We start from the raw sequence: 25,912 nt of genomic DNA, 5'->3' as shown, positions 1-25,912 counted from the left end.
TACGGTTAGTTTCTGCAAGTAGATCAGCATTTCAGAATTGCTGAAAAAAAAGAGAGTCCTGACCTAACCATGCCGAGAGCATCTGTGGGTATTAGGAATAATATTTTCACAAAGTGCGAAATATAAGATGTAGTAGAACATTTTTCCCCAAAATTTGAGAGATTGGCAAAGGAACAGGCTGTACTTCACTTCTGTTTAATCCAGAATCCTCAAACCCAAAAAGCTCTTTTCTATATATATAACCGGGCTTGTCCAACAAACGGTTCAGATCCTGGTTTGCTCCGCTCTCACGATCTAATCTTATTCGTTAGTCCAATAATTCAATATTAATTTCTCTTCTTATTTTATCAAGATTTGTTATTGTGCCTTGAATTTCTATCTTACTTTCTTCTATAGTTGCAAGAACATTACGTGTTTCTGATACAAAGGGGAAATAGGTATCAGTATATTTCTCAAGCGTAATGTTTTGAATTAGACCTTTGAAGGCCGTTTCCATTTCTTTTTTAACCTCACTTCTCTTTTTATCAATTTTTAATTTTCCCCACACTCCAACAATTAATTGAAGAGATTCCATAACTACTGGCATTACCTTTAAAAATTTTGCAAATTTAAGAGCACCCCAAGGTTTAAATTTAAATGGTATTTTTAAAAAATCTCTTGCTTTAATAACGGCATCAGCGATTTTTCGTGTTGGATCTCCCAACATTCCTTTAACCACAGATTTACCCGTATCTGATAATTTTCCAATAATTTCATTTTGAATATTGGAATGATAAAAAAGAGATTCTTCCAACGATTCAAACACTTCTTTACTTTCAGTAAGTAAATTGCCTGTATGCTTTCTAATTATTAAATCAATCTTTTCTTGTAGGATATAGCAATCTTCTCCTAACCTTTTTTGAACAGCCTCACCTAATTCCATCATAGTACTTACTGAATCTATTTCGAGTAAAACGTCTTCACGCAATGAAATACATTCCTCTTTGATATTAATATAACTTCGGTTTATGTCTCCTTCTAATACATTAACACGACTATTAAATTCCTCGATTTGACTTTTCAACAAGTCAACTTCAGAAACCAATGTTATTTTTATTTTATCTAATTCCAAAATAACACAAGCACTCGCATCACGAATTACACTAAGACCCGCCTTTACAATCAATTCATTTTTATAAGTTGATTTGAATTCTAAAATCATTTTTTCAAGACTATCAATTCTTGATAGTCTTTTGTAATCGGTGTTATTCTTCCAGTAGCTTAATCCTAATTCAAAAGGGTCTGCTGCCACACAAATAATTCTATTTTTCTGATCAATCCCAACTTCCTCTCTGAGGATTCTTGAAATAACTTCTTTTTTTATTTCTGCATTTTTATCAAAGTCATTATCATCTTCTAAATCAGCAACTTCATCCATTTTATTGATTACAAAAACAGTAGATTCATGTTTTTTTAGATCAGACATAATCCACCTAATTGTTGACAAATGGGAATCTTTTAATGGGTTTACAGGATCGACCGTGTAGATAATTATATTTGCTTCTGATATATATTTTTTTGTTAAGTCATCGTGGATTAAATTTTCAGAAAACAGACCTGGCGTATCTATAATTTGATAATCGCCCAATTCATATTTTTGTATTTTATCTGTTGTCGGTTCCGGGGATATTTTAATGTCAAGATTATTTGAAAGAACTGATAATATCGTTGATTTTCCATCAGAAAAAGCACCAAAAAATGCGATTGAAAACACGTCATCTTCGACATTATTAATCGCTTGGTTCACTTTACTTATCAGTTCCGACAAATCAATTTTAAAGCCTTTTTCAACTCCAAGTAATTTATTTCTTAGAGACTTTAATTTGTCAATAATAAGCTGTTTTTCTTGATTGATATTTACGCTCATATATTTTCACTCCTTGTTACTATTTTAAACTGTATTCCGCTCTCCTTGCACAAAGAAACGGCGTTTACTGCCCTAAAATCAAATTCATTTTTAGCAATAAAAATATCTGTTCCTTTTTTCGATCCCGCTTTACTCAACCATTCAGTATATGATGAATATAGATTTATATCTTTTATTCTAAATTTTTTCTTTAAATAAACTTTTGCTTTTTCATTTACAGAATAACCAACAGCAACAGCTTCGGACAACTGTAAATCAATATATGAAAAAATTATATTCTCTCCAAGAAACTCTTTCATAAGTAGTAAACTCAAATTTGATTGAGATAGTTTTATTTCTGATATTTTCTTATCAATTGATAAACTAATATTTTTGATACCCTTCATGCTCTCTTGTAATTGTTTAACGGGCTTTTTAGTATTGCTATTTATCTTACGAAGTTTTCTTTCGAGATCAGGTTTTATTTTCTTTTCAATATCATTTATTAATGAATCTATTTTTTTTGCAGACTTACTTTTAGCTTCTCGTTTTCTTTTATCTGGATCACTAAAAAACCAATCCCATATTTTTCGAGATAATGCCAATACTCCAGAAACGATACCCAGTATTGGGTTAATAGCAAATACTAGAACTACCCCCCATACTGACAAACCAACATCAACAATTTGTCCCAAGACATACTTAAAACTAATTTCTAATGATTCAAGAATACTTTCAAGATTAAAATCTCCATTTAAGTTTAAAAATCCCGTCTGCAAAGATATCCTATTTTTAAACTCTTTTATTTTCTCTTCAATTTCATCTTTCATCGAAGAAAGTAGCGTTGTTATCTCTTCATTTATTTTTTTTGACTGCTTTTGTTTTACAGTATCTAACTCTGATTTCATTGATGATTCACCGCCACCATTATCAATAATTTTGTTTATTGTTTTCTTAAGCTCAACTCTCATTCTATTGATATTAACATCTAAACTTGAATGAATTTCAGACTCATACTTTAATATGATACTTTCCACATCATCCAAATATTTAGAGGTTAAGCTATTTGTCTCTTTGATAAAAGAATCAAAGTTTTTCTTCTCTCTTAATATTTTAGATAAAATTACCCCAAAACTTTTTAAAAATTTATATGTGTTAGATATTATGATTTCATCATGTTTACCATTACCCAAATTATCTATTATTGCATTGACATCTTGGATATTTGAAAACTTTTCGATTGCATGTTCATTGCCAAATATACCTATTGCTTTTTCTTTATCATTTTTAAATCTTTGTTCAAGTCTATTATTTTTCAATAAGGACAAATAGCCATTAACAACTACATTTCCTGCATAATTACCATCCAATAAATCAGCGAACTTTTCTCTGACTCTATTTTCTACAATTAATGTATTTTTATCTTTCAATTCTTTTTTATATTTATAAATAGTTGGCTTACCTCTGGCATTAATTATCGAATACACTTTCACATTATCTTTTAAAAAATTCTTGATTTTTGATATTGTTTGCTCTTCAGGTTCTTTATTGGTACCAACCACATAAAAAACTACATGGGATTTATTGACTGATTTATGGATATTTTTTATTACCTTATGCTCTCGGCCTTCAATACCAGGCATATCCATTAAGTTTATGTTTTTATATGCTATTTTATTTACTGTTTTTGTAAAGTCTTTGTACCCTTCTCCAATGCTTCTCCCATCTCCATTTATCAACGATTCGATAATTGTACTTTTCCCAGCATTCGTTTCGCCAAAAAATGAAACATTTAATCTGCCCCATTCGGCCACTGTTGATAATATTTCAATATGATGTTTAATATTTGAAATACCTTTAAAGATAACCCCTCGAATATTTTCAAATGATTCTATCAATTTCTCATCTTTAACATTGTCCAATGATAGGTTTTCTATGCTATTCAATGAATGTATTAAATCAGATACAGAATTAATGATGTTTTGTTTGTATTGTGATTCCATTGGTTCCTTCTAAGGGGCTAACGTTCCGACTTTCGAGAGAAGCCGGTGGCTGGACAATTTTCAGTATATTTTTAATATTTCAACTATCGTTAGTGATTTTTTTATTTTAATCGCAACCAAATTCTGCTTGATTGCGTGGTTAATTGGAGCGCGTAGCGGTCTCATTTTGAAGATAATACATGACCTTGCCGCTCTTCCGATGCTTTTTTTCGAGGCAGGCATCAGAATGTCGGAAATCCGAGGAAAAATAACCTGTGCCGTCAAGATTGAGGAGATAGCAGCCTTCCATAAAGACAAATTTTTCCAAGATCTTACCGCGCTGCAATTTCCGGAAGGCTTCCTTAAACAGTGGCGGGAGATCATTAGGATCGACTCCGTCGAGGATCTCCCGCATTGAGCTATCGCGGGGAATACTGCCCATCGCATAGATGGTCATAAGATTCTGAGGACTACGAAATCTCCGTTGATCAAAAACGAGTAACGAGGGGTCTTTTAGCGAAAACATGGCAAAACCGGCCATAAGTGAATCGGCAAGAGTGTGGGTAACAGTACCTGTACGATAGTCACGAATCCCTGCAAAACCGGTGTGCATATCTTTAATAAGCGCGTCGGCATTCAGGTGTTGGCGAAGTTTGATGTCTTCAGTTCGGGCCATTTTTCGTTTGTGTCTTTTTATAATTGCTTTTATGTAACTGGACATTGCATCCTCCTTGTAAGGTTTTAATATTACTTACAAAAAGACGATTACAATTGCATCAATATGTCAAGGGAAATTTTACCTTAACTCCTGAAATGTTTACGAAGACTTTTTTGAAAAACTACGCTATTGCTGCGTTTCAGGGGTGCCCGGGAACCGCTGTAGTTTGCTCCGCTCTCACGATCTAACCTTATTCGTTAGTTAGTTATTCATAAACCCTCCACTTCTAGTGGAGGACCCGGAAAGGTTCTACCGATGCGGGGTAAATAGAGATAGGTTCTTCCTCCGAAGATAGTCTTGCCACAGGGGAAATTTGTTAATGGTGGACCATGTTCATATGTGCCTGCGAGTGCCGCCGAAACACAGTATCGCCTTTGTGATAGGATTTCTGAAAGGCAAAAGTGCAGTACGTATCCATCGCAAAGCAGGAAATAAGCGGGTGACCGGCTTGCATTTTTGGGCCAGAGGTTATTGCGTAAGCACAGTTGGGCTGGACGAAGCCACCGTCCGTAAATATATACGCGGAAAAGAAAAGGCGGACAAACAGTAGTTAGAATTATTTGGCTAAATTGAATTAACAAAGCCCCTATGGGGCTATCCTCACGTGAATGCCCCCTTTAAGGGGGCTTTTTGAGGCCTCCCGCTCTGCGGGAGGAGTATCACTTATTTAGGTCAAGAACTCCAGTTGCATCTAATAGCGATACTATGTTTAAAACTATTGCACCAATTCCCCAGTAAATAAAAGTTAACTGAGAATCTTTATTTGGAAGACCTGTCGATATAATACTGTAATTATCATTAGTAGTCCACGCAAAATATATCCAAAAAGTACCATTAGTTATAGATGACAAGGAAAACATCACAAAAAAAAGATCATCTTGTAATTCGTTTTTCCCGAAAAAAGTAATAAAAAAAACGAAAAACAGCCATACAAAACAAAGGGAAAGAGAAATATATGAAGGCAAAATACCCATCTCTTCAAACATATAAAATGGGTCCAATAGTGATGTAAAACCTGCTACAATAATAGCGCCGTATGTCATTATTGTTGAGAAGAATATTCCTTGTATCAAAGTAATTGGCGATGACAATTGGCTAAACCAATTAATTGTAAAAATTACAGCATTTATAATGCTGACAATAATAAAAAAGAAGCTCAAGTACTTAACTATTTTTAGATCAGTAATTTTATCTATCATATTTTCCTACTTGTCTTTAAGTTTTTTGATCCTAATATTTTTTTTTGGAGGGGGAACTTAGGTAATCTAACGGGGCTTGCAATAAGCCGCTAAGAGGCTGTCTGAGAATAGGCATTCTATCCAAAATCGAGGCATTTTCACAAAACAAGCACAGTTATATAGTTGATATTACGAGCATTGGTTTTTTAAAATAACGAGAAGTTTGGGCAAAAGTGCATTCTCGGACAGGCTCCTAGGCAATCCTCGATTGCAAGCCCCGTTAAATGAGGCCGCAGAGCGGTCTCATTTAACAGTGGGTTAAGTGGAAAAAGTCCATAATATCAACCTATATATAGACTTTTTTGCCACTATATTTTGTATTAAAGGTGAAAAATGGAAAATCATGTCCAGTTATTACTTCTATCTTCCATCAGCAGTTCCCGGAGCGAAATGACCTAATATTTTGAAATCATTACTAAAGACTAAGAAAAGTTTACGAAGAAAATTTCTAAATGCTTGATTTTACAGGATTCTTTCTTTTTTGTTTTTTATTGTAATATCAATAGGTTACGATTGTCTTTCGTAAACCCTGAAGGGTTCATAGTAACAATTACAAACACTTACAAGGTTTTACTCCGGGAATAGCTGATCTTCCATTTTTTCCATATAATCTGATCTTATCACGGTTATAATGGAAAACAAGCTAAAATTCATTCCATACTCTCAGCTCAAACTGATGGATCAAGTGCGTGAGCCCCTGAGATACTCTCATTATGCGCGCTTAACAGAAAAAACATATTGCCAGTGGATTTTACGATATATCTATTTTTATGGGAAAAAATGCCACCCAAAATATATGGGTCAGGGATACGCCTCATGGAGTGCATTCGCTTTCGAATACAAGACATCGATTTTGGACAAGACCAAATATTTGTCCGTGGTGGAAAAGAGAGAGTAACCTTCCTGCCGCGTATACTGATCGATGGATTATAGCATTTACATTTTGTATTGGCGGATTCAAAGGCAGGGGCGGGAGACGGGAAAAGGGAGACAGAAAAAAGCAAAAGGTCTTTGTAGAGACGACCAATTTGGGCGTCTCCAGCACAACGGGTGTTTCTACCATGAGCTCAATTTTACAGCCTGTTTATCCTTTTGTAATCGCCAAAAAAGATGTCTACGCAGTTACGTTCTCTGGTCAATACAAAATGTGATTGGTATTACTCATCTTCAAACCCTCCACTCAGCTTTGCTTCTATCTCTTCAATGGATGGCAGGCTTGATTTCAGATTTTCAGGAAGGGCCTGTGTCAACTGATATTCTGAAACACCTATGGGTTTGTGGATATCACTCAACGCGTACTCAACCACTACTCTGTCTTTGTTCTTGCACAGCAAAATACCTATGGTGGGGTTGTCTCCGTCTTTTCGTAGCGTTTCATCAACCGCTTTGATGTAAAAATTGAGTTTGCCCGCATGTTCCGGCTCAAAATCTACTATTTTGAGTTCAATGACCACGTAACAGTGAAGCCTTGTGTGATAAAAGAGAAGATCAAGGAAGAAATCACGCTCGCCCACCTGAATTGGCACCTGTTTTCCTATATAGGCAAATCCGGCTCCCAGCTCTAAAAGAAATTTTGTAATATGCTGTATCAGATTCTGTTCAAGCTCTCGTTCGTTATAATCTTCTGTCAGCGTCAGGAAATCGAAATTGTATGGATCTTTGAGGATCTGTTGGGCAAGATCAGATTGGGGCGCCGGAAGGGTCGTGCGAAAATTGGTCATAGCCTTCCCCTCTCTTTCATAAAGACCGCTTTCAATCTGGTGCGTCAAAACGCTCCGACTCCAGTTATTTTCGATGGTTTTCTGTATGTAAAAGAAGGCTTTTGGGGTTGTTTTGCATTTGCTGACAATAACTACATTATGCCACCAGGGAATAGAAAATAATTGCGTAGCAGGCTGCTTCGCAATTGGGCCAGCCTCACTGTAAAAAAGATACCATCTTCGGATCTGTTCTAGATTCCTTTTGGAAAACCCTTTCATATCTGGAAATTCAGACATGAGGTCGTGGCTGAGCCATTTCAGGAATCCACTGCCCCACGAGCTGTTTTTTTGTTTTTCAACGATATCAGCCCCCAAATCCCAATAAAACTCCAGCAATGTCGTATTCACTGCTACGGCTGCTTTGAGTTGGGATTGCCGGACTTTCTTTTTAAGCTCTTTCAACCACTCCAGATAGTCACTGTCCTGGGTCAGATTACTCCCCATATCCTAACACCTCCAGATTCTGTCGGATCACCGCATCCAGCTTCTCACCTTCCTGTATCTGACTGTACAATATGCTGAAATCATTACTAAAGGCTAAAAAAAGTTTACGAAGCCAATTTATAACTACTTGATTTTACAGGATTATTTCTTTTTTCTTTTCATTTTAATATCAATAGGTTACGGTTGTTTTTCGTAAACCTTGAAAAATCCATAGTAACAATTACAAACACTTACAAGTTTTATCTATCATGGTCTATATGTTTATCTTCATATTGTTGGACTCTTTTCAGTAGTTGGTAAAAGGAAAACCTTCTTTTACCAGGTTATGACACCGAAACGCAACATGAGCCTTCTTAATAACAATAGCCCCCTTAAATTTCCCATGACAAAACTAAATGAACGTCCTTCTGAGTTGATACACAAAATTCGCAGTAATCTGGACAAATTTCTCACTGCCAGCAACTGGAGTCTTACCAGCCGATTTTTATACCTGCCGACAACGTTATTATGCATATTCCTTCTGGTCACCATCCTTGTCGCCTCACACTTCCAGGATATAAATACCAAAAAATACATACAATCAGAACTTAAACATGATTCCCGTGAAGTTCAGCTTGTCATTAAAAATTTTTTACAGATTCTCTCAGTAGAAGCTACGGTATTGTCAACCATTATCAAAACATCCGATACCGAAAATATAGCCACTACAGCCATTGATGATATACTTGTTCCGGTTATCAACCAGACAAGACTCGACAACAATCTGACATCTCTGGGATATATCCTGTACGATAATAACTACAAACCCATAGCCCAAAGTTCAAATATTAAAGTACACGATGAGGATCATTCCCCGGCACGTATCCAGAGCATAGTGCAAGGCAGAAATCATCAACTGGTAAGTATGTCCAGTAACGGACTGATTTTAAGGGCCTTTTCCGCCATCACAAAAAACAATCCCGTGTCAGAAAAGAGTAAAGGGGGGATCATAGAAGTCAGGGTGATGCTCAATGAAGTTTTGAGCTCTGTTTCACTTGGTCCTGAGACCCGGATTATCACTGCGGTGATGCTGGAAGATACACAGGAAAAAAATGTACTGCAAAAAAATACCACTCTATGTTGCCAGCCTTTTGATTCACTTCAAACATCTCACTGGATTTTTCAGTATTCAGCATCCATGGACAACCAGCTTCGTGAATTACTGGCCCAGATCAACCCATGCATAAAGAGTAGTATAGATGATACTACTGCCTTCCAATTTATTCCCCTTGAGATTAATTCCAACCAAAAGAAAGGCGGCATAGTTATCGTTCTGGATACATCTAAATATACTACGATAAAAACAATCCAGATACTTAAAACTGCAGCCCCATCATTTATTATCACTGCCTTTATAATCCTTCTCCTTTATTTTTACCTGAACCGGCTGAAAACATTTCTCACCCGGCTCAAGAAAATTATAATAGCATCTCACAGCAATGATTTTGCCGATAGATTTGAAAGCGACCATGTCTACTGCCTGGACGTACTTCACTGCCAGAATGAGAAATGTCCTGTGTATCAAAATCCGTCATTAGTATGTTATCTTGAAACAGGATCCGAGGCGATATCTCCCGCATGGCGGAATACCTGTATCTTCCTGAATAAATACAACACATGCCAAAATTGCCCTGTCTATGCCATGAGAAAAGGTGATGAGATCTCTGAAATGCGTAATGTCATCAATACAATGATGCGACTATGGAGTGTCTTTCTCATTAAAAGCGGCAATCTGCTCTCCGAGGTACTCAGGACCAGCCATGATTCATCCCACCCATCTCTTGATGATATCGCCATGAGACTCGAACAAATGGCGAAATTAACATCCTTCAGTCGGGATATTCGGGGTGTTGCCAGCAAAGAGGAAGTGTACAATCAGCTTCGATATATTTTTGAAAATACATTTTCACTCACATATTTCATCATGTTTGAGGTAAATTCAAGTGATAACAGAATGACCTCTGCCTTTGACAGTCATCCGGAACTTTCCTTCTGCAAGGCAAATGTAATGCTGAACCCTGAAAGATGCAGGGCAAAACGTATGAGTGAGGAAATATCCTCGGTAAACAACCCTGTTCTCTGCCCATATTTCAACTGTGATCACTCAAAGTATTACCGGTTCTGTATCCCCCAGATAATGGGAGGTCAGACGGGCAATGTATTTTCTTTCATGATTCCCAAAATGGAGCTGAATAACTACACCGACCAGATAATTATTATCCGAAAATACCTGGAAGAACTGGCCCCGATTCTAACGTCACTTCGTCTCATCGATGCTTCTAAAGAACAGGCCATGCGCGATCCCCTCACGCATTCTCATAATAGACGTTTTTTAAATGAGTATATTGAGCAATATGAACCACTGGCCAAACGTGAACAAAAGACCATAGGATTTATAATGGCTGACCTGGATTTTTTCAAACAGGTTAACGATCAATATGGTCACCAGGCCGGAGATTCAGTCCTCAAAGAACTTGTTGCAGTAATGAAAAAAGAAATCCGGTCATCTGACCTCCTTGTGCGTTACGGGGGAGAAGAATTTCTTCTGATTTTCCCTAACGTCGAGGAAAACTCCAGTGAAATTCTCGCCGAAAAAATCAGGACAAGTGTTGAAAAAACCGAGATAACCCTTCCTAACGGAGAAAAAATCCACAAAACAATCAGCCTTGGTGTAGCTGAATATCCAACGAATGGAGACTCCTTTTACAAGGTTATCAAATTTGCCGATGTTGCCTTGTACGAGGCAAAAAAGACAGGCAGAAATCGTACGATCCGATTTACCCCCGACCTCTGGACAGAAGAGGATTACTAATGAGTGCTGGATCAGTACAATAAGTGCAACACCATTATGGATAACGGCGGGATTGCATCCGGATCTGCACAATCAATACCCGTAAAACAGATTCCCGACATCGTAGAGACGCCCAATTTTGGCGTCTGTCCCACTGTCTTTGAATCCGCCAATACAAAATGTAAAGAGTTGTTATAATTCCCTTAATTTTATTAGCTGTTTAATTCTTTAACAAGACTTTTGGAAATAATATTTGCCAGCATTACAGGAACAGCATTTCCAATTTGCCTCATAGCTTCAGACCACACACCCGTAATTTTGTAATCTAAAGGAAATGTTTGGATTAATTTTGCCTCTAGTGTCGTATAATACCTGACTTTTCCGTTAGGAAAACACATCATGTTTTCACCTCCTGGGACACCATGTCCTCCTGCCTTGATTGTTTTTGAAGGCAAATCCAAAGGACTCCCAGTGTGGCCAGGATATACTTTTGCTCCTGGCCTGAAGATATGATCACTGTACTCTTTTGACTCTCCCTCGCGGGGAGCAGAAAGACTCCCAATACAGTCTCGGACTGTGCGCCAGGGTTTGCGAGGTGGAGTGAAAAGGCTGTATTTTTGTTTAAGTTTCTTTGTTTTTTGAAGAATGCCTGCAGTAAGCGATGAGTTACTCATATCTTTAATATTATGCCTGTCCCAATATTCTTTTGTAACGAATTGACTCCAGAGTAAACTTTCTTCAGAATGAGTTGGCTGGGGAAAACTCCAAGACAAATTCAAATCATTTCTTATGCCAACGATAATTACTCTTTCTCGTTTTTGTGGAACTCCGTAATCTGCGGCATTAACCAGTCGATAAACGACGTTATATCTTAGCGAATTGGTAACACCTGCGGTATGAATTTTCTCTAATCTTTTAAGATGATCGAGCCATTTTTCATCAGGACGTTTGGTCATCTCTGGATATGAGAGTTGAAGAATAATATAGTTAAAGTATGATGCAAATGACTTACGTAATAACCCCTTAACGTTCTCAAAAATAAAAGCTTTTGGAGTAAGTTCCTGAATTGCCTTTATTGCATAGGGGAACATATCTCTTTTATCTAAATTTCCTTTATGATTCCCCCCGAGAGAAAAGGGCTGGCACGGTGGCCCCCCTGCGATAATTGAAATGTTTTTGAAATCTTGAAAATTGAATATCTCAATATCACTTTCATGAACAAGTTCTTTCGCGTAGTTTTCACGTAATGTTTTACACGCCTGAGAATTCAATTCAACAAATGCCTTATGGTTGACACCTGAAAGCTCAAGACCTTTAGCCAGACCACCTGCGCCAGAAAAAATTTCAATACTATTTAACATACTGTAATTACTCTTTAAATTTGGTAAAATATGTCGCAATATTTTCTTTTACTGATACTCCTGTTGAGTGTACACCTTGACATTTTTCTGCCCATGGTCGACCAGGGTGCAGCACGTCCCAATCAGATTTTGCCTGGTTATATCTTCCTTTACCTGGATCATGGTTCCCAAAACCGTCAATTGAGGAGTTCCACAGAGGAGTATAAAATCTGATCAGTGCTGCTTCAACTGTACCTATCATGCTGCTGGCATCGTTCTCTAAAATCATAAATCGACATCTAAAGTCTTTGTTCTCAATGTTTGAAGCATGTGAAATACTTGTTGAATGCTCTTTCAGTCTTGTGTGTAATTCAAAAGTTTTTTCGCCTATAGCATGAATAGATCTGGCCTGTCTCCAGCCAGTCGGTACGGCTTTTCCTATATAAACAGGATGGTTAAAAGACATTCTATTTTGCTCATAAATCTTTTTATACTGTGGAAATTTACCTATATAATAGATTGCATAAACGCCGGTGCCATAAAATTTTTCTGGTGGGGGAAGAGTGTGAACAGGCGTACCGTTAAAGAATCGAATTGTATCTTTTATTAACTCTTCGAATTCTTGAGACTGATATACATGTTTTTCTCTGTCAAATTTAATCATAGATTCCAGTTCTAAACAGTAGCGACATTATTGTCTTCACAATTATAAAAGTCTAATACATGAAAAAACGGCCATAATATGATTTTATCATAGGTATTATGGAAAAAAAACCTAAATTCACCCAGGGCAACACAGGATGCCCAAATTGGTCATCTCTACGATGTCTGCAGACCCTTCCAGACTTCCACAAATAATACCATTTACATTTTTTACTGACCAGAGAACGCAACTGCCTGGACATTTTTTTTGGCGATTACGAATGGATAAAAAGGATGTAAAATTGATCGTCTCTGCGGAGCCTTTTGCTGTCTCCTGTCTCCCGTCTCCTTTCTCCCGTCTCCCTTTTTTTTCCCACCCCCAAAACGCAAAAAAGCACCTTCAGCAAAAAGCTGAAGGTGCTTAAAATCAATGGTCGGGGCGGGGCGATTCGAACGCCCGACCTCCTGCTCCCAAGGCAGGCGCGCTAACCAGGCTGCGCTACGCCCCGACAATATGTAAAAAAGATACAAACTGCAAAAACAGAAAAAGACCCACGAATGAGTCTTTTTCCTAAAATATGGCTCCTCGAGACGGATTCGAACCGCCGACAAGGTGGTTAACAGCCACCCGCTCTACCAACTGAGCTACCGAGGAACACAAACTGTGTGTGTGTCGTTTGATGTAGCCCGGGAATATATACGGCCAGCGTGAAGCTGTCAACGATTTTTCGAGTCTTCTTCCTTCTTTTTTCTCTCTTCCCTCTTTTGCGCAGAAACTTCCCCGAGGAAAGCGAGGATTTTGCGGAAAATTCTCGAAGGGTCATCGCTGTCCACCAGCACATGATTATCCTCTGAAACCGTGCAGAATTCCTTTTTCTGTGAGTTCAGCCATTCATACAGCTCAAGCGATCCCTGCGGACGCACCACCGGGTTATAGTCACTCTGCAGGATAACCACCGGCTGTTCGATTTTTCGGTAGCAACTCCTGATATCTGTGAGCAGCCGCCCTACTTCGGCGATCCCTGTCACCGGATTCCAGTGGTAGTTGATCCACGGATTCCCAGGGCTGAACTCCATCATCTCCGAAGAACTCCCTGAGCGGACAAAACGGGCAAGGAGCTGCCTCCAGGCATCCGGTTCAGGCATGAATTTATTCGAGTAGTCACTCAATTCAAAGGGGGGACAGATGGCGAATACTCCCGCTGCCTTCTTCACCCTTGAGGCAAGTTCAAGGGCAAGAGACCCTCCCACTCCAGCCCCGCAGACCACCACATCTCGTGCCATGCAGTTGACAATGGCGTACCCCGCCTCCACCGCCTCCACCCATTCCTCATACCGGCGGCCAATGAGATCCCGCACTGAGGTGCCGTGACCAGGCAGGCGCACCACATAGACAGGATAACCGTGCCGCCTGAGAAACTTCGCCAGCCCGGCCATCTCCGCCGGTACCGCGAGATAACTGTGAATCAGCAGCAGGCCGATACGCCGGACACCAGGCAGGCATTGCGGAGAACCATTCAGCGCAACCTCGGATTCCACCTTCCTGCCGCTTCGTTTCCGAGCCTTGCGGTAAATCTTTGTCTGCTCGTGAACCAGTTGCCGGGCCAGCCGGAAGTTCACCACAAAATCGGGCATCGCCGCCACTCTGCGCACGAAACGCTGCAGAGCGGCGAGGGGTTCAACTTCATTGGCCATGATCTCCACAGGATTATCCCGTTTTCCGTATCGCCCATTGAACGGTGAACTGAGCATCTCCGCTTTTTTATAGAGATATCCTCCGTGCCGCTCAATTACCCCCTGCTCTTCACAGAGTGTATAAAAGTTGAAGACCCGCTGAAACCGGTCATCAGTAACCAGGTGGAACTGGGATTTTCTGAACGTGTGATGGAGGAAGAGACGACGCCTCCCCAGTTTGCGCAGCCCTGGCATAAGATAAAGCAGGCGACGGCACATCTGATCCTCGCTGATCCGCTCCCGGGGAGTAAGGCGCAGGAGAGTGGCGAGCAGGGAATCCGTGTTGACGCAAACGGAGGTGTAGACTGCCTCCATATAATGCTGGCGAAATTCCTTCGCCACGTTCTTCACCGCCGGGAGATAATGCTCTGCGAGTTGAAAATTGAGGTTCCTGCCAGCGGGCAGATCCAGCAGCCAGCTCTCATCCACATACTCAGAAGCCCTGATTGGTCGTCCGAAACGAATCGTAACGTCCATGCCCGCAAAAAGAGAAGCACTCTCCGCCAGGACCTCTGACATCACCTTGTCCGGTGCTCCGTGAATAAAGCGCTGCATAAGATTTGATTCTATCCGACGGGCAGCACGCAGTGGATAACAGGTGATATTTACCGGAACCACTGAGATACGCCGGCGACTGATTTCCGTCTCTTTTTCAATGCCAAACTGCTGAAGCAGTCCGGGCAACTGCTCGGGTTCCTTCTCCATCACCCCGCGCAGATAACTGCGAAAAAGCTCCGCCCGCATGGTGAGCATCGCCGCCCCGGGATGCGGTTCGTGTTCACCGTTACTGCCGACGATCGAATACTGCCCTGCGGACATGATCTTCTTGTCGTACACCATCTGCCCTTCAGGAAAAACGATCCAGTCGGCCTCACCGGTGACAAGTGAGCGGATAATCTTTCCGTCCCGTGCCGGGTCTTCAGTAGAGACAACGCCGGCAAGGTCAAAGAACGCCTTCAGTCCACCTTCGAAAAGTTCACGCGCGGCAAGAGAAAATACAGGATTACCGGAAAGCTGATGCAACCAGAGGGGAAACAGCAGAGTTTCAAGGCAGGTGAAGTGATTCACTGCATAGATGGAGGGCCCGGCAGAGAGAACATTCTCTTTTCCCTCAACGACCACCCTGGCTTTCGCCAGAACGGAGAGGGTTTTCAAGGCAATACTGCTTGTAAAATATGCGCTGGGATTCATGTCGCCACCAGTGAAATGACAAGTAAATTAAAGGAAAGAGTTTACTCCTCAGGTCCGGGAGCGTCAAGCGGGAGCCCGGCAGAAAACCCTTCAAAAAGAACGGAAATGGACCGGCCTGAAGTACGGCAAAAGCTGTTTTCTGTCGCTCCTTTTTTTTTATGCAGAAAATGTTATGTTGGTGTGTTTATTTCTGTGTATTCGCCTTATTTTACCGGACCCCTGAGCGCAGTTGTTTCAGAAGAGAAATGCTGACAGGCGTCCTTCATTCCTTCAGGAGACTGTCATGAAATTCAAAACCCCTGTGCTGATCCTCACCGCAGCGTTATTTGCCCTTACTCCAGCCGTCAACGCCGACGCGAAGCAGAAAAAGGTCCGCTGGAAACTGGCCACAACCTGGTCCTCCACCCTCGCCCCCCTGGCTCATGCAGCCGTGGAACTGAGCACACTGGTCAGCAATATGACCGACGGTAATTTTGTAATTCGTGTGGAAGGAGCGGAAAAGCATAAAGCGCCCCTCGGCATTCTTGATATGGTCAAGGGCGGTCAGTATCAGATAGGCCACACAGCCTCCTACTATTGGAAAGGCAAAGACCCGAGCGCCACTCTCTTCACCACCACGCCCTTTGGCATGATTGCGGAAGAGCAGTTCGCCTGGATGTGGTTTAACGGCGGCATCGACCTGCAGCAGAAACTCTACAGTAAGTTTGGCGTCTACTCCTGGCCTGGTGGCAACACCTCCATTCAGATGGGTGGCTGGTTCAAAAAAGAGATCAAAACAGTGGACGACCTGAAAGGTTTGAAAATGCGAATCCCCGGTCTCGCCGGAGAGGTGTTTGCCAAACTCGGTGTCAACGTCACCAACATCCCCGCCGGAGAGCTCTACACCTCTCTTGACCGTGGCACCATCGATGCCCTCGAATGGGTTGGACCGGCCATGGACCTGAAGATGGGCTTTCACAAGGTTGCTCCCTGGTATTACACCGGCTGGCATGAACCGGCTTCCGACCTGCAGTTTCTCGTCAACAAGCAGGCGTTTGACCGCCTGCCAGAAAACTATAAGGCCATTCTCAAATCAGCAATACAGCAGGTGAACTTTGAGGATTATGTGGAGAATTTTGACGCCAACGTCAAGGGATGGCAGCAGATGAAGAAAGAGCACCCGGAAATTAAGATCATGACCTTCCCCACACCGGTTCTCAAGGCGATGAAACAAGCCACAGATGAGGTCATGAACGGGTACGCTGCAAAGGATCCGCTCTTCAAAGAGATCATGGACTCTCAAAATGCCTATATGAAACAGGCCAGAGAATGGACAAACAACTCAACCCTCTACTACCTTGAAACATCTAAAGCGGTGCAGGAGTGAGGAGAGAAGCAACATGTTAATTAAAGCCGAGTTGATCTTCCACCGACTCAATCGTCTCCTCGGGAAGATACTTATCTTCATTTTGCTGTTGATGACCCTCAATGTTTTTGCAGATGTGGTCATGCGCTATTTTTTTCACAATTCAAAAGTCGGCATGCAGGAGATGGAGTGGCATCTCTTCTCCGTCCTCATCCTCTTTGCCATGTCCTATTCTCTCATGACTGAGGGGCATGTGCGGGTCGACTTCATCTATCAGAAATATTCTCTGAAGACCAGAGCTATGGTGAATATCCTCGGCACAATTTTCTTTCTTATCCCGCTTGCTCTGCTTATCTTCTTCGGCTCCTTTGAGTTCGTCTATGATGCGTGGGAGATCGGTGAGATCTCTGACGATCCAGGCGGACTGCCCTGTCGCTGGATGGTGAAGGGGCTGATACCCGCTGCCTTCGCAATGCTGTTGTTTTTTTCTCTTGGATATCTCATCCAGAATATCAATCTTTACCGTGCAGAACGGGTGGCCGGAGAGGTGAAAAAATGATTGGCCTTATCATGTTCGGCGCAGCCCTGCTGATACTGGCCATAGGATATCCTGTAGCCTTTACCTTCGGATCTGTCTCCATCTTCTTCGGAATCGCCGCCGTTATCCTGCAGATGTGGCCCGATATGTCACTTGTCGGGATCAGCTCCGAATTTTTTCAGATGTTTTCGATGATGCCCTTCCGCATCTTCTACATCATGCGCAACACCATTTTGATGGCTGTGCCGCTCTTCATCTTTATGGGAATTATCCTGCAGAAATCAGGACTCGCCGAGCGCCTGCTTGAAGCAATGGGGACCCTGTTCGGCAAGGTGCGTGGCGGAATTGCGGTGAGCACCGTTCTGGTGGGCGCCCTGCTTGCCGCCTCCACCGGCGTGGTCGGCGCCTCTGTTGTCGCCATGGGAGTTATCTCCCTGCCGGTCATGCTTAAATACGGCTACTCAAAGCAGCTCGCCACCGGCGTTATCTGCGCCTCAGGAACACTGGGGCAGATTATCCCCCCATCCATTGTGCTCATCGTTCTCGGAGATGTCTTTCAGCAGCCGGTCGGTGATCTCTTCCAGGCAGCCGTCGGCCCGGGCGTCACGCTTATCGTGCTCTATATCCTCTATATCCTCTTCATCTCCTTTGTGAAAAAGGACATCGCTCCGGCCATGCCCATGCACGAGGGGACGAAAGCAGCCAACCTGCTTGAGGCTCTCCGCGCCATCATCCCGCCGCTGACCCTTGTACTGCTGGTCCTCGGCTCCATCTTCATGGGTATCGCGACTCCCACAGAATCAGCCTCGGTGGGCTGCATCGGAGCAACGGTCCTCGCCGCCTTCTATCGCCGCCTGAACTGGAAGATTGTGGAAGAGGCTTCTCTTACCACGGTGAAGATCACCGGCATGGTCTTTGCCATTCTCATCGGTGCGACCGCCTTCTCCATGGTTTTCATCTACAGTGGTGCGGACTATATTGTTGAAGACGCCCTCCTCGCCCTGCCGGGCCAGAGATGGACTTTCATCTTCCTCACCATGCTGACCATCATGGTGCTGGGCTTTTTTATTGATTTCATCGAAATCAGCTATATCGTCATTCCAATCATCCTGCCGATCTCCGCCAGACTTGGCATTGACCCGCTGTGGTTCTCCATCCTCATTGCCATGAACCTGCAGACCAGCTTCCTCACGCCTCCGTTCGGGTTCTCCCTCTTTTTTCTGAAAGGAGTCTGCCCGCCGGGCCTGAAGACTACGGATATGTACAAGGGAGTTATCCCCTTTATCTTCCTGCAGATACTGGTACTGATCTCGCTGGTGATATTCCCTGGGATATATGGCTTTAAACCCTTTCTCGAATAAGGTTCAGGAAAAACACGATGAGTAAAACCCATGATACAGTCGCCGGAAAAGGTTCTCCCCTCGGCAAATATCAAGATGTAATGGTGGGCAGCCGCGGACTCGGCAAACTGCTCTACTTTGAATGGTGCATGCTGCTCTCCCCCATTCCGGGAGCCCTCGGCATCGTCCTGCGCAAGCTGTTCTGGCCCCGCCTCTTCGGAGCCTGCGGTGGTGGCTGCATGTTCGCCTCCGGCATCATCCTGCGCCGACCGGGCCGGATCTTTCTCGGCCACGCGGTGGTGATAAGTGAAAGGTGTGTGCTCGATGGCCGCGGGACAGGTGAACGGGCCATAGAGCTGGGCGACAACGTCATGCTCTCCAACGACATCACCCTCTCCTGCAAAGAGGGCTCCATCACCATCGGGGCCAACACCGGAATCAATACTCAGGCCATTGTCCAGTCCACCCACGGCTGCCCGGTGGTCATCGGCGAAGACTGTATCCTCGGCCAGCGCAGTCTGGTTATTGCCGGAGGCAGTTACAACATCGACGATCTCGAAAAACTGATTCGCGAACAGGGAATCCGCAATGATGGCGGTATCGAGCTGGCAGGCAACGTCTGGCTTGGTGCCAATGTCAGCGTACTCGGCGGGGTAAAGATGGGGCGCGGCTCCATTGCCGGAACCGGTGCAGTGGTCACCAGATCGATACCGGAAAACGCCGTCTGCCTTGGTATCCCGGCAAAGGTTGTGAAAAGGCGCGGAGAATGAAAAAACGACTCCTCACAGCAGCCAAATTCCTCATCAGTCTCGGCCTGATCTTCCTGCTCTACCGCAAGATTCCCCTTGAGAACATGGCTGCGGTTCTCGCCGGAGCCAATTTTCTCTGGCTGCTGCCCATTGCCGCACTGGTTCTCATTAACACAGTGATTTCCGCAGCCAAATGGCGCATGTTTCTGCAGAGTGACAACATCGACCTGCCGCTCTCCACCCTCACCGCCACCTATATGATCGGCAGCTTCTACAATATGTTTCTCCCTTCCAATATCGGGGGAGACTCCTACCGCATTGTCGATGTGGCCGGTCGCAGTCAGCAGACAGCTCGAACCGCTGTCTCCGTACTCGCAGACCGTCTCTCCGGACTTCTGGCAATGGTCTGTCTCGGCGTCGTGAGCTCCATGCTGGTGGGTTCCCGCTTCGGCAACCCCTGGTTCTTCCTCATCCCGCTGGGCCTGCTGGGGGCAATGCTGCTGGGGCTCTGGGCCCTCTTTGCCCAAAAGCCCTTCAACGCCGTGCTCTCCATCTGCCGCCTTAATAATATTCCCCTTATCCGCAGACTGGCTGACAAGCTGCTGCTCTCGGTCTCGGTGTACAGTGCGGACCGCAAACTTCTCATCCGGGCCATACTCCTCTCCTTTCTTTTCCAGTTCTCTGTCTGCATTGTTGTCTACATGCTGTCACAGATTATCCACTGCCACACCGGTTTTATCTATTTCTGCATGTTCGTTCCCCTCGTCACCCTGCTCGAAACCCTGCCCATCTCCATCAACGGCATCGGCCTGCGCGACGCCGGGTATATCTTCTTTTTCGGCAGTGTCGGTATGGGCGAGTTGCAGACCCGCTCTCTTGCCCTGCTCTATTTAGCCCTGACCATAAGCTATTCAACCTGTGGAGGACTTGTCTACCTCCACCGTCTGCTCACCCAGGATAAAAGCAAAAAGCCCCCGACGGAATAATTTTGTTTACATTTTGTATTGGCGGATTCAAAGACAGGGGAGACGGGAGGAAGGAGACGGGAGACAGGAAAAAGCAAAAGATGTCTATGCAGTTGCTTTTTCTGGTCAAAAAAAATCCCCGACTTCCATAAAATAGAGGGAAATCGGGGAAATTCAGCCAGGAAAATCTCAGAACTGTTTCTTCTTGAAAAAGTGTTTTACAAAGAGGATATGCGCTTTCATCGCTTCGAGTGCACCGTCAGCATCACGGGATTCGATGCAATTGAAGACCCGTCGATGCTGCAGCATTACTTCGTCAAGCATCGGACGTTCAAGGTAAAGATGAACCAGGTTGGTCTTGATCCCGACAAAGAGAAAATCGTAGAAACTGCGCATCAGATGAATGATCACAGGATTTCGGGTGGCAAAGGTAATAGCCATGTGAAAGGCAACATCCGATTCCGGTGAAATTTTATCAGTTATCCGCAGCTCATCTTCCATGTCTTCAAGATTTTTGCGCATGGCATTGATATCAACCTCCGATGCCCGAAGAGCTGCAAGCATGGCGGAGTTGCACTCCAGCCCCATCCGCACTTCGAGCAGATCGTCGATGGAAGCTTCCTCCGCTCCCATAGCAGCAACAAGGGGATTCCCCTCACGGCTCTCGGGTGAACTGACGAAGGTACCCTGCCCCTGACGGTGTTCCAGCAGTCCCAGGGTAACCAGTTTATTGATGGCGTTCCGCACCGAGGTCCGGCTTACTTCCATGGACTGAGCAAGATCACGCTCGGGTGGAATCTGCGCCCCCGGTTTGAAAGTACCTCTGTAGATCAGTTCACGGAGCTGCTCAAAGACCTGATCGGAAATACGTTTCGGCTTGATTGGTTTCAAACTCATAGTTGCATTGTGTTTATATTAAGGTTTAAAAAAAAACAGGTCAGTCACGGAATAACAGGGAAACAGCAACTGCTTTATACGCCCAGAAACCCTTTTTCTGCTGAACCTGCACTGAAAAGACCCTGAGATTGGGTCATCGCCATTGGTCTAATGGTAATCCAAAAAACCATAGGTTGCAAGATTATACCTTCATTCTGTTGCCTCTTGCATTCTCAAGGTAAAAAACGTAATCTGCCGGTTTACATCTTTTTTTTAACGAGGGACACCTGATGAGCACATTTATAGAGATCTACGATACAACCCTGCGTGATGGCACCCAGGCAGAAAACTTCAACATCTCTGTTTCTGACAAACTGAAGATCACCTGCGCCCTCGACGACTTCGGCATTGATTATATTGAAGGCGGCTGGCCCGGCTCCAACCCGGTCTCCGAAGAGTTTTTTGAAAAAATTCGCAAGGAAACGCTCTCCCACGCGAAACTCGCGGCCTTCGGTTCCACCCGCCACATCAAAAACACCCCGGAGAAAGATGCCAATCTTCAGGCACTTGTCGCTGCCAAATGCCCGGTGCTGACCATTTTCGGCAAAAGCTGGGATATCCATGCCACTCAGGCTCTTGGTATCTCCCTCCAACAGAACCTTGATATCATTGAGAGCAGTCTCGCCTGGCTGAAACCACAGGTTGACCAGCTCTTCTACGATGCCGAACACTTTTTCGACGGCTTCAAGAACAACCGTGAATATGCTCTGCAGACCATCGAAGCGGCTGTACGCGGCGGCGCGGAGCGACTCATCCTCTGCGACACCAACGGCGGCTGTCTGCCCCAGGAGATCACATCGATCATTGAGGAGCTCAGCAGTTTCCTGGAAGAAAAAGACATAGTCACACCCCTCGGCATCCATACCCACAATGATTCTGAGACTGCCGTCGGCAACGCCCTTGTCGCCATCGCCACCGGCAAAATACAGCAGGTGCAGGGAACCATCAACGGTTTCGGTGAGCGCTGCGGCAATGCCAACCTCACTTCAATTATCCCCGCGCTGGTGCTGAAGATGGGTTATGACTGCGGCCCCAAACCACATATCAACCGCCTCTATACCGTCTCCCGTCTCATTAACGAGCTGGCCAACCTCCAGCCCTGGCGATTTCAGCCCTATGTGGGCGAATCGGCCTTTGCCCACAAGGGTGGGATTCATGTCAGCGCAGTGAAACATAATCCGCTCACCTACGAACACATCAAGCCGGAAGTCGTAGGCAACAATCGCCGGGTATTAATCTCCGACCAGAGTGGCAAAGCCAACATCCTGCTCAAGGCGAAACAGTGGGGGCTGCAGCTGAAGGCGAACGATCCGATGATTAGCAGCATCATGAGTGAACTGAAAAAACTGGAGAGCTTTGGCTTTCAATATGAAGGTGCCGAGGCGAGTTTCGAGCTGATGTTGCGGCGCACTCTCGGCATGCAGCGCACCTATTTCAAGTTTGACGGTTACCGGATAATGAACCACAAGTACCGCATGGACAAAAGCCCCCTCACCGAATCCACCATCCGGATCGAGGTAGGCGGCCGCGAGATGCACACCGCCGCAATGGGCGATGGTCCGGTCAATGCCCTTGACCAGGCAATCCGCAAGGCGTTGACTGTCTTCTACCCCTCTATTGAAGAGATGGAACTTACCGACTACAAAGTTCGCGTTCTTTCCGGCGACTATGGCACCCAGGCCCGGGTGCGGGTACTGGTGGAAAGCAAAGATCCCTACATGCACTGGGGCACCGTCGGGGTCTCGGAAAACCTCATTGAAGCGAGCTGGCAGGCATTGATTGACGCTGTCAGCTATAAGCTCATGAAGGATGAACAGCGGGCCCTTGAGGAGTAATACCATTTCCATTTTGTATTGGTGGATTTAAAAGGGAGAAAGGAGACGGGAAACGGGAGACAGGGAAAAGCAAAAGACGGAACAGCGAAAAACTTTAAGAAGTTACGCTTTTATAAAAAATGCCCTTTTTCGCACGATTAGACCATTTCTATTAAGAAAGGCTCTTTTTACATCCTGTTTATCCATTCGTTACAAATCATTCCACCGTGTTATTCCACCGTTATTGTTACGGTTACCGTCACCGTGTAGACAAGGCATGCCTTGTCTCTACATCATTGCTGGAATCACTGTTGTAGCTATTTTTCACCAATGATGTGTAATGTTACCGTTATCACCCCGTGGTGACAATGTGGCGTGTATGTTTCACGGGTTATCGGTGTTCCGTATTCGGTTACAGTTGCACCGTTACCGTAACGTTTATCGTTACCGTGTAGACAAGGCATGCCTTGTCTCTACATCATTGCTGGAATCACTGTTGTGGCGATTTTTCACCAATGATGTGTAATGTCACCGTTATCACCCCGTGGTGACAATGTGGCGTGTATTTTTCGCGGGTTATCGGTGTTTCGTATTCGGTTACGGTTGCACCGTTACCGTAACGTTTATCGTCACCGTGTAGACAAGGCATGCCTTGTCTCTACATCATTGCTGGAATCACTGTTGTGGCAATTTTTCACCAATGATGTGTAAGGTCACCGTTATCACCCCGTGGTGACAATATGGCGTGTATGTTTGCTTTTTCCTGTCTCCCTTCTCCTTTCTCCCGTCTCCTGTCTTCCGTCTCCCTGCCTCACCTCCCGCAGTTCCCGCAGCACCTCACAGTCTACCAGATAGCCTTTACCGTCCACCGACATTTCATTTTTGCCACTGATGCCATCCACTGCACCGCAGGAAACTATCTTCTGGAGATACTCTTCCACCTCGGCAAAATCCGGCAGTAACTCTTCCCCGCTGTCTCGTTCCAGCTCGGCAAGCAGACCATAGGCTCCCCAGTTGGAAACGGAGGCGACAATCGGAAAGTCGCTGCGAATCACGCAGGGAGTCACCCCGAGACTCGGCAGAAACTCGGCAAAATTACCCATACCCACCTCATTGCCGCCGTCGCCGATGGCAAAGGTTGGCGTCTGTGCCAGCTCAAAGAGATGATCAAGCCGGGGAGTGCTCTCTGAGAGATCTTTCCCGCTGAAATTAAGATACTGCCCTGCTCCATCATGGCCAAGTCTCTCGATGGAGAGGTGGGCTACGGGTTCATACCTGTGGAGAATTTCTTGCAGACGTGCGTCATCATCCTCCCCTTTCTCAATGAAAAGCGTCTCACATTCAGAAAAGTAGCCGTTGCAGCAGGAATCGGTCAGGATCATCGGCGACCAGCCCAGCTTCACCATGCCCTGATAGAGGAAAAAGGCACCAACGGGTCCGTCCGTCTCCCCTCTCTCCCCAGCCAGAAATCCTGTATAGATAAAGACCCGGCCACGGTCAAGAGCGAGAAAGGCTTCCGCCGCACGGCGGCACCAGGGCTGGGGGTAACGGGCATACAGCTTGTCCATGCCGCGTGTTGAACGGGAAAGGATGACATCGTCAACGGTCTTATTCATAATATTCACTGTCTCTGCGGTCCGACACAAACATGTACCCCGGTGAGTGGGTAATGGCGAAAGGGATCTTGATACTGCGCAGCACATTCTGCGGTGTCACCCCGCAGGCCCAGAAGACCGGAATTTCATCTGCTTTAATCTCCACGGGATCGCCGTAATCAGGCCGGGAGATATCTGTAATGCCAATCATCTCCGGAGAGCCCACCTGCACCGGCATTCCATGGGTCCTGGGAAAATGACTGGTGACAACGCAGGCCTTTGCCACCAGATCCCGACGGATGGGTCGCATGGAAACCACCATGTTGCCGTGGAAGATATCCACCGGCGTCAGCGGCAGGCTGGTGTCATACATGGCCACGTTAATCTTCTGAGCAACATGGCGTAGAGGAATCCCCTCCTGCACCATCCGGGCCTCAAAGGAGAAGCTGCAGCCAATGAGGAAGAAGACCATATCCTCAGAGTAGTATTTTTCCATATCCGCTGTCCGTGCCACCCGCTCTCCGTTCTCGAAGATATCGTAGGAGGGCAGTTCATTGAGCAGATTGGCCCCGTCCGCCAGTACCGAGCTGCGATACCCGCCCTTTACAATTTCCAGTACCGGTACCGGCGCGGCATTGGCCCGGGCAAACGCCTCGAAATGTCCGGCATATTCCCCGGGCAGCACCAGCAGATTGGCCTGAACAAAACCATCACAGTATCCGGCGGTGGGTGCGTTGAACTCACCGCTGGCGATCTTCTTCCGGAACTCGGCCGGGGTTGTTACTGAGGTCATTTTTCTCCTCTTCAGAGTTTTCAAGAAATAAGGGGACATCGAATAATATCAATCACATTTTTTACTGACCAGA

21 protein-coding genes, 2 tRNA genes and 1 pseudogene are annotated in these 25,912 nt (G+C 44.8%); 9 read left to right on the top strand and 15 right to left on the bottom strand.

Going from position 1 to position 25,912, the window contains the following annotated elements:
- Positions 1-307: 307 nt before the first annotated feature.
- From JWG39_RS12405 to JWG39_RS12395, 3 genes are all read right to left on the bottom strand, one after another.
- Complete coding sequence (locus JWG39_RS12405) at positions 308-1,906, bottom strand: LeoA/HP0731 family dynamin-like GTPase (RefSeq protein ID WP_205219729.1); 1,599 nt, start codon at positions 1,904-1,906, stop codon at positions 308-310.
- Positions 1,903-3,888: a GTPase domain-containing protein gene (locus JWG39_RS12400; protein ID WP_205219728.1), complete on the bottom strand. Its 1,986-nt coding sequence runs from the start codon at positions 3,886-3,888 to the stop codon at positions 1,903-1,905. The genes JWG39_RS12405 and JWG39_RS12400 overlap by 4 nt, the downstream gene beginning before the upstream one ends.
- A gap of 139 nt (positions 3,889-4,027) precedes the next feature.
- Positions 4,028-4,588 carry a hypothetical protein gene (locus JWG39_RS12395; protein ID WP_205219727.1) on the bottom strand — a complete coding sequence of 187 codons (561 nt, stop codon included), beginning with the start codon at positions 4,586-4,588 and terminating at the stop codon, positions 4,028-4,030.
- A 313-nt stretch (positions 4,589-4,901) separates the two neighbouring features.
- Between JWG39_RS12395 and tnpA the strand changes: the two are divergent.
- Positions 4,902-5,135 (top strand): annotated as a pseudogene (gene tnpA, locus JWG39_RS12390) (IS200/IS605 family transposase); the annotation flags it as partial.
- Positions 5,136-5,244: 109 nt separating this feature from the next.
- Here tnpA and JWG39_RS12385 read toward each other — a convergent pair.
- The gene (locus JWG39_RS12385) at positions 5,245-5,784 is read right to left on the bottom strand and encodes a hypothetical protein (protein WP_205219725.1); all 540 of its coding nucleotides are present in this window, start codon (positions 5,782-5,784) and stop codon (positions 5,245-5,247) included.
- A 670-nt stretch (positions 5,785-6,454) separates the two neighbouring features.
- Between JWG39_RS12385 and JWG39_RS17130 the strand changes: the two genes are divergently transcribed.
- A complete protein-coding gene (locus JWG39_RS17130) occupies positions 6,455-6,721 on the top strand; it encodes a phage integrase N-terminal SAM-like domain-containing protein (protein ID WP_369130618.1) in 267 nt (88 codons plus the stop codon).
- A 259-nt stretch (positions 6,722-6,980) separates the two neighbouring features.
- Here the strand turns inward: JWG39_RS17130 and JWG39_RS12375 are convergent, their stop codons facing one another.
- Entirely contained in the window at positions 6,981-8,027 is a 1,047-nt protein-coding gene (locus JWG39_RS12375; protein WP_205219724.1) for a PDDEXK nuclease domain-containing protein, read from the bottom strand.
- Positions 8,028-8,409: 382 nt separating this feature from the next.
- Between JWG39_RS12375 and JWG39_RS12370 the strand changes: the two genes are divergently transcribed.
- Complete coding sequence (locus JWG39_RS12370; protein ID WP_205219723.1) at positions 8,410-10,878, top strand: GGDEF domain-containing protein; 2,469 nt, start codon at positions 8,410-8,412, stop codon at positions 10,876-10,878.
- A 191-nt stretch (positions 10,879-11,069) separates the two neighbouring features.
- On the opposite strand, the gene JWG39_RS12365 is transcribed toward JWG39_RS12370, so the two are convergent.
- The 5 genes from JWG39_RS12365 to JWG39_RS12345 form a co-directional block, all read right to left on the bottom strand.
- Positions 11,070-12,218, bottom strand: a complete 1,149-nt coding sequence (locus JWG39_RS12365) for a DNA cytosine methyltransferase (protein ID WP_205219722.1) — start codon at positions 12,216-12,218, stop codon at positions 11,070-11,072.
- A 7-nt stretch (positions 12,219-12,225) separates the two neighbouring features.
- Entirely contained in the window at positions 12,226-12,861 is a 636-nt protein-coding gene (locus JWG39_RS12360) for an Eco29kI family restriction endonuclease (protein WP_205219721.1), read from the bottom strand.
- A 409-nt stretch (positions 12,862-13,270) separates the two neighbouring features.
- Positions 13,271-13,348: transfer RNA gene (locus JWG39_RS12355), tRNA-Pro, on the bottom strand.
- A 70-nt stretch (positions 13,349-13,418) separates the two neighbouring features.
- Positions 13,419-13,494, bottom strand: a tRNA-Asn gene (locus JWG39_RS12350).
- Between the two features lie 62 nt (positions 13,495-13,556).
- Positions 13,557-15,764, bottom strand: coding sequence for an alpha/beta fold hydrolase (locus tag JWG39_RS12345; RefSeq protein ID WP_205219720.1), 2,208 nt, complete (start codon positions 15,762-15,764; stop codon positions 13,557-13,559).
- A gap of 283 nt (positions 15,765-16,047) precedes the next feature.
- Here JWG39_RS12345 and JWG39_RS12340 point away from each other — a divergent pair, with 283 nt between their 5' ends.
- The 5 genes from JWG39_RS12340 to JWG39_RS12320 are packed head-to-tail and all read left to right on the top strand — an operon-like array spanning position 16,048 to position 20,722.
- Positions 16,048-17,130 carry a TRAP transporter substrate-binding protein gene (locus tag JWG39_RS12340; RefSeq protein WP_205219719.1) on the top strand — a complete coding sequence of 361 codons (1,083 nt, stop codon included), beginning with the start codon at positions 16,048-16,050 and terminating at the stop codon, positions 17,128-17,130.
- A 13-nt stretch (positions 17,131-17,143) separates the two neighbouring features.
- The gene (locus JWG39_RS12335; protein ID WP_205219718.1) at positions 17,144-17,668 is read left to right on the top strand and encodes a TRAP transporter small permease subunit; all 525 of its coding nucleotides are present in this window, start codon (positions 17,144-17,146) and stop codon (positions 17,666-17,668) included.
- Entirely contained in the window at positions 17,665-19,008 is a 1,344-nt protein-coding gene (locus JWG39_RS12330) for a TRAP transporter large permease (protein WP_205219717.1), read from the top strand. The genes JWG39_RS12335 and JWG39_RS12330 overlap by 4 nt, the downstream gene beginning before the upstream one ends.
- A 17-nt stretch (positions 19,009-19,025) precedes the next feature.
- Positions 19,026-19,757, top strand: coding sequence for an acyltransferase (locus JWG39_RS12325; protein ID WP_240192119.1), 732 nt, complete (start codon positions 19,026-19,028; stop codon positions 19,755-19,757).
- The gene (locus JWG39_RS12320) at positions 19,754-20,722 is read left to right on the top strand and encodes a lysylphosphatidylglycerol synthase transmembrane domain-containing protein (RefSeq protein ID WP_205219716.1); all 969 of its coding nucleotides are present in this window, start codon (positions 19,754-19,756) and stop codon (positions 20,720-20,722) included. Before JWG39_RS12325 ends, JWG39_RS12320 begins: the two co-directional genes overlap by 4 nt.
- A gap of 168 nt (positions 20,723-20,890) precedes the next feature.
- Here the strand turns inward: JWG39_RS12320 and JWG39_RS12315 are convergent, their stop codons facing one another.
- Positions 20,891-21,598 (bottom strand): FadR/GntR family transcriptional regulator, encoded by a 708-nt coding sequence (locus JWG39_RS12315; RefSeq protein WP_205219715.1) that lies wholly within the window; start codon positions 21,596-21,598, stop codon positions 20,891-20,893.
- A gap of 269 nt (positions 21,599-21,867) precedes the next feature.
- On the opposite strand from JWG39_RS12315, the gene cimA reads away from it, so the two are divergent.
- Positions 21,868-23,472, top strand: a complete 1,605-nt coding sequence (gene cimA, locus JWG39_RS12310; protein ID WP_205219714.1) for a citramalate synthase — start codon at positions 21,868-21,870, stop codon at positions 23,470-23,472.
- Positions 23,473-23,768: 296 nt separating this feature from the next.
- Here cimA and JWG39_RS12305 read toward each other — a convergent pair whose 3' ends face one another.
- From JWG39_RS12305 to JWG39_RS12290, 4 genes are all read right to left on the bottom strand, one after another.
- A complete protein-coding gene (locus tag JWG39_RS12305) occupies positions 23,769-23,915 on the bottom strand; it encodes a hypothetical protein (protein ID WP_205219713.1) in 147 nt (48 codons plus the stop codon).
- Between the two features lie 26 nt (positions 23,916-23,941).
- Positions 23,942-24,100: a hypothetical protein gene (locus tag JWG39_RS12300; RefSeq protein ID WP_205219712.1), complete on the bottom strand. Its 159-nt coding sequence runs from the start codon at positions 24,098-24,100 to the stop codon at positions 23,942-23,944.
- Between the two features lie 73 nt (positions 24,101-24,173).
- Complete coding sequence (locus tag JWG39_RS12295) at positions 24,174-25,067, bottom strand: glutamate cyclase domain-containing protein (RefSeq protein ID WP_205219711.1); 894 nt, start codon at positions 25,065-25,067, stop codon at positions 24,174-24,176.
- Entirely contained in the window at positions 25,060-25,839 is a 780-nt protein-coding gene (locus JWG39_RS12290) for a putative hydro-lyase (RefSeq protein WP_205219710.1), read from the bottom strand. Before JWG39_RS12290 ends, JWG39_RS12295 begins: the two co-directional genes overlap by 8 nt.
- Positions 25,840-25,912: the final 73 nt, after the last annotated feature.

This window comes from Desulforhopalus vacuolatus, assembly GCF_016918505.1.
GTDB lineage: Bacteria > Desulfobacterota > Desulfobulbia > Desulfobulbales > Desulfocapsaceae > Desulforhopalus > Desulforhopalus vacuolatus.
The sequence above is the reverse complement of the archived record's forward strand: the minus strand, read 5'-3'. Positions and strand labels throughout refer to the sequence as shown.

Coding starts and splice junctions, on each gene's coding strand:
- JWG39_RS12405 (WP_205219729.1), bottom strand. CDS start 1,906: ATGAGCGTAAATATCAATCAAGAAAAACAGCTTATTATTGACAAATTA.
- JWG39_RS12400 (WP_205219728.1), bottom strand. CDS start 3,888: ATGGAATCACAATACAAACAAAACATCATTAATTCTGTATCTGATTTA.
- JWG39_RS12395 (WP_205219727.1), bottom strand. CDS start 4,588: ATGTCCAGTTACATAAAAGCAATTATAAAAAGACACAAACGAAAAATG.
- JWG39_RS12385 (WP_205219725.1), bottom strand. CDS start 5,784: ATGATAGATAAAATTACTGATCTAAAAATAGTTAAGTACTTGAGCTTC.
- JWG39_RS17130 (WP_369130618.1), top strand. CDS start 6,455: ATGGAAAACAAGCTAAAATTCATTCCATACTCTCAGCTCAAACTGATG.
- JWG39_RS12375 (WP_205219724.1), bottom strand. CDS start 8,027: ATGGGGAGTAATCTGACCCAGGACAGTGACTATCTGGAGTGGTTGAAA.
- JWG39_RS12370 (WP_205219723.1), top strand. CDS start 8,410: ATGACAAAACTAAATGAACGTCCTTCTGAGTTGATACACAAAATTCGC.
- JWG39_RS12365 (WP_205219722.1), bottom strand. CDS start 12,218: ATGTTAAATAGTATTGAAATTTTTTCTGGCGCAGGTGGTCTGGCTAAA.
- JWG39_RS12360 (WP_205219721.1), bottom strand. CDS start 12,861: ATGATTAAATTTGACAGAGAAAAACATGTATATCAGTCTCAAGAATTC.
- JWG39_RS12345 (WP_205219720.1), bottom strand. CDS start 15,764: ATGAATCCCAGCGCATATTTTACAAGCAGTATTGCCTTGAAAACCCTC.
- JWG39_RS12340 (WP_205219719.1), top strand. CDS start 16,048: ATGAAATTCAAAACCCCTGTGCTGATCCTCACCGCAGCGTTATTTGCC.
- JWG39_RS12335 (WP_205219718.1), top strand. CDS start 17,144: ATGTTAATTAAAGCCGAGTTGATCTTCCACCGACTCAATCGTCTCCTC.
- JWG39_RS12330 (WP_205219717.1), top strand. CDS start 17,665: ATGATTGGCCTTATCATGTTCGGCGCAGCCCTGCTGATACTGGCCATA.
- JWG39_RS12325 (WP_240192119.1), top strand. CDS start 19,026: ATGAGTAAAACCCATGATACAGTCGCCGGAAAAGGTTCTCCCCTCGGC.
- JWG39_RS12320 (WP_205219716.1), top strand. CDS start 19,754: ATGAAAAAACGACTCCTCACAGCAGCCAAATTCCTCATCAGTCTCGGC.
- JWG39_RS12315 (WP_205219715.1), bottom strand. CDS start 21,598: ATGAGTTTGAAACCAATCAAGCCGAAACGTATTTCCGATCAGGTCTTT.
- cimA (WP_205219714.1), top strand. CDS start 21,868: ATGAGCACATTTATAGAGATCTACGATACAACCCTGCGTGATGGCACC.
- JWG39_RS12305 (WP_205219713.1), bottom strand. CDS start 23,915: ATGCCTTGTCTACACGGTAACGATAAACGTTACGGTAACGGTGCAACT.
- JWG39_RS12300 (WP_205219712.1), bottom strand. CDS start 24,100: ATGCCTTGTCTACACGGTGACGATAAACGTTACGGTAACGGTGCAACC.
- JWG39_RS12295 (WP_205219711.1), bottom strand. CDS start 25,067: ATGAATAAGACCGTTGACGATGTCATCCTTTCCCGTTCAACACGCGGC.
- JWG39_RS12290 (WP_205219710.1), bottom strand. CDS start 25,839: ATGACCTCAGTAACAACCCCGGCCGAGTTCCGGAAGAAGATCGCCAGC.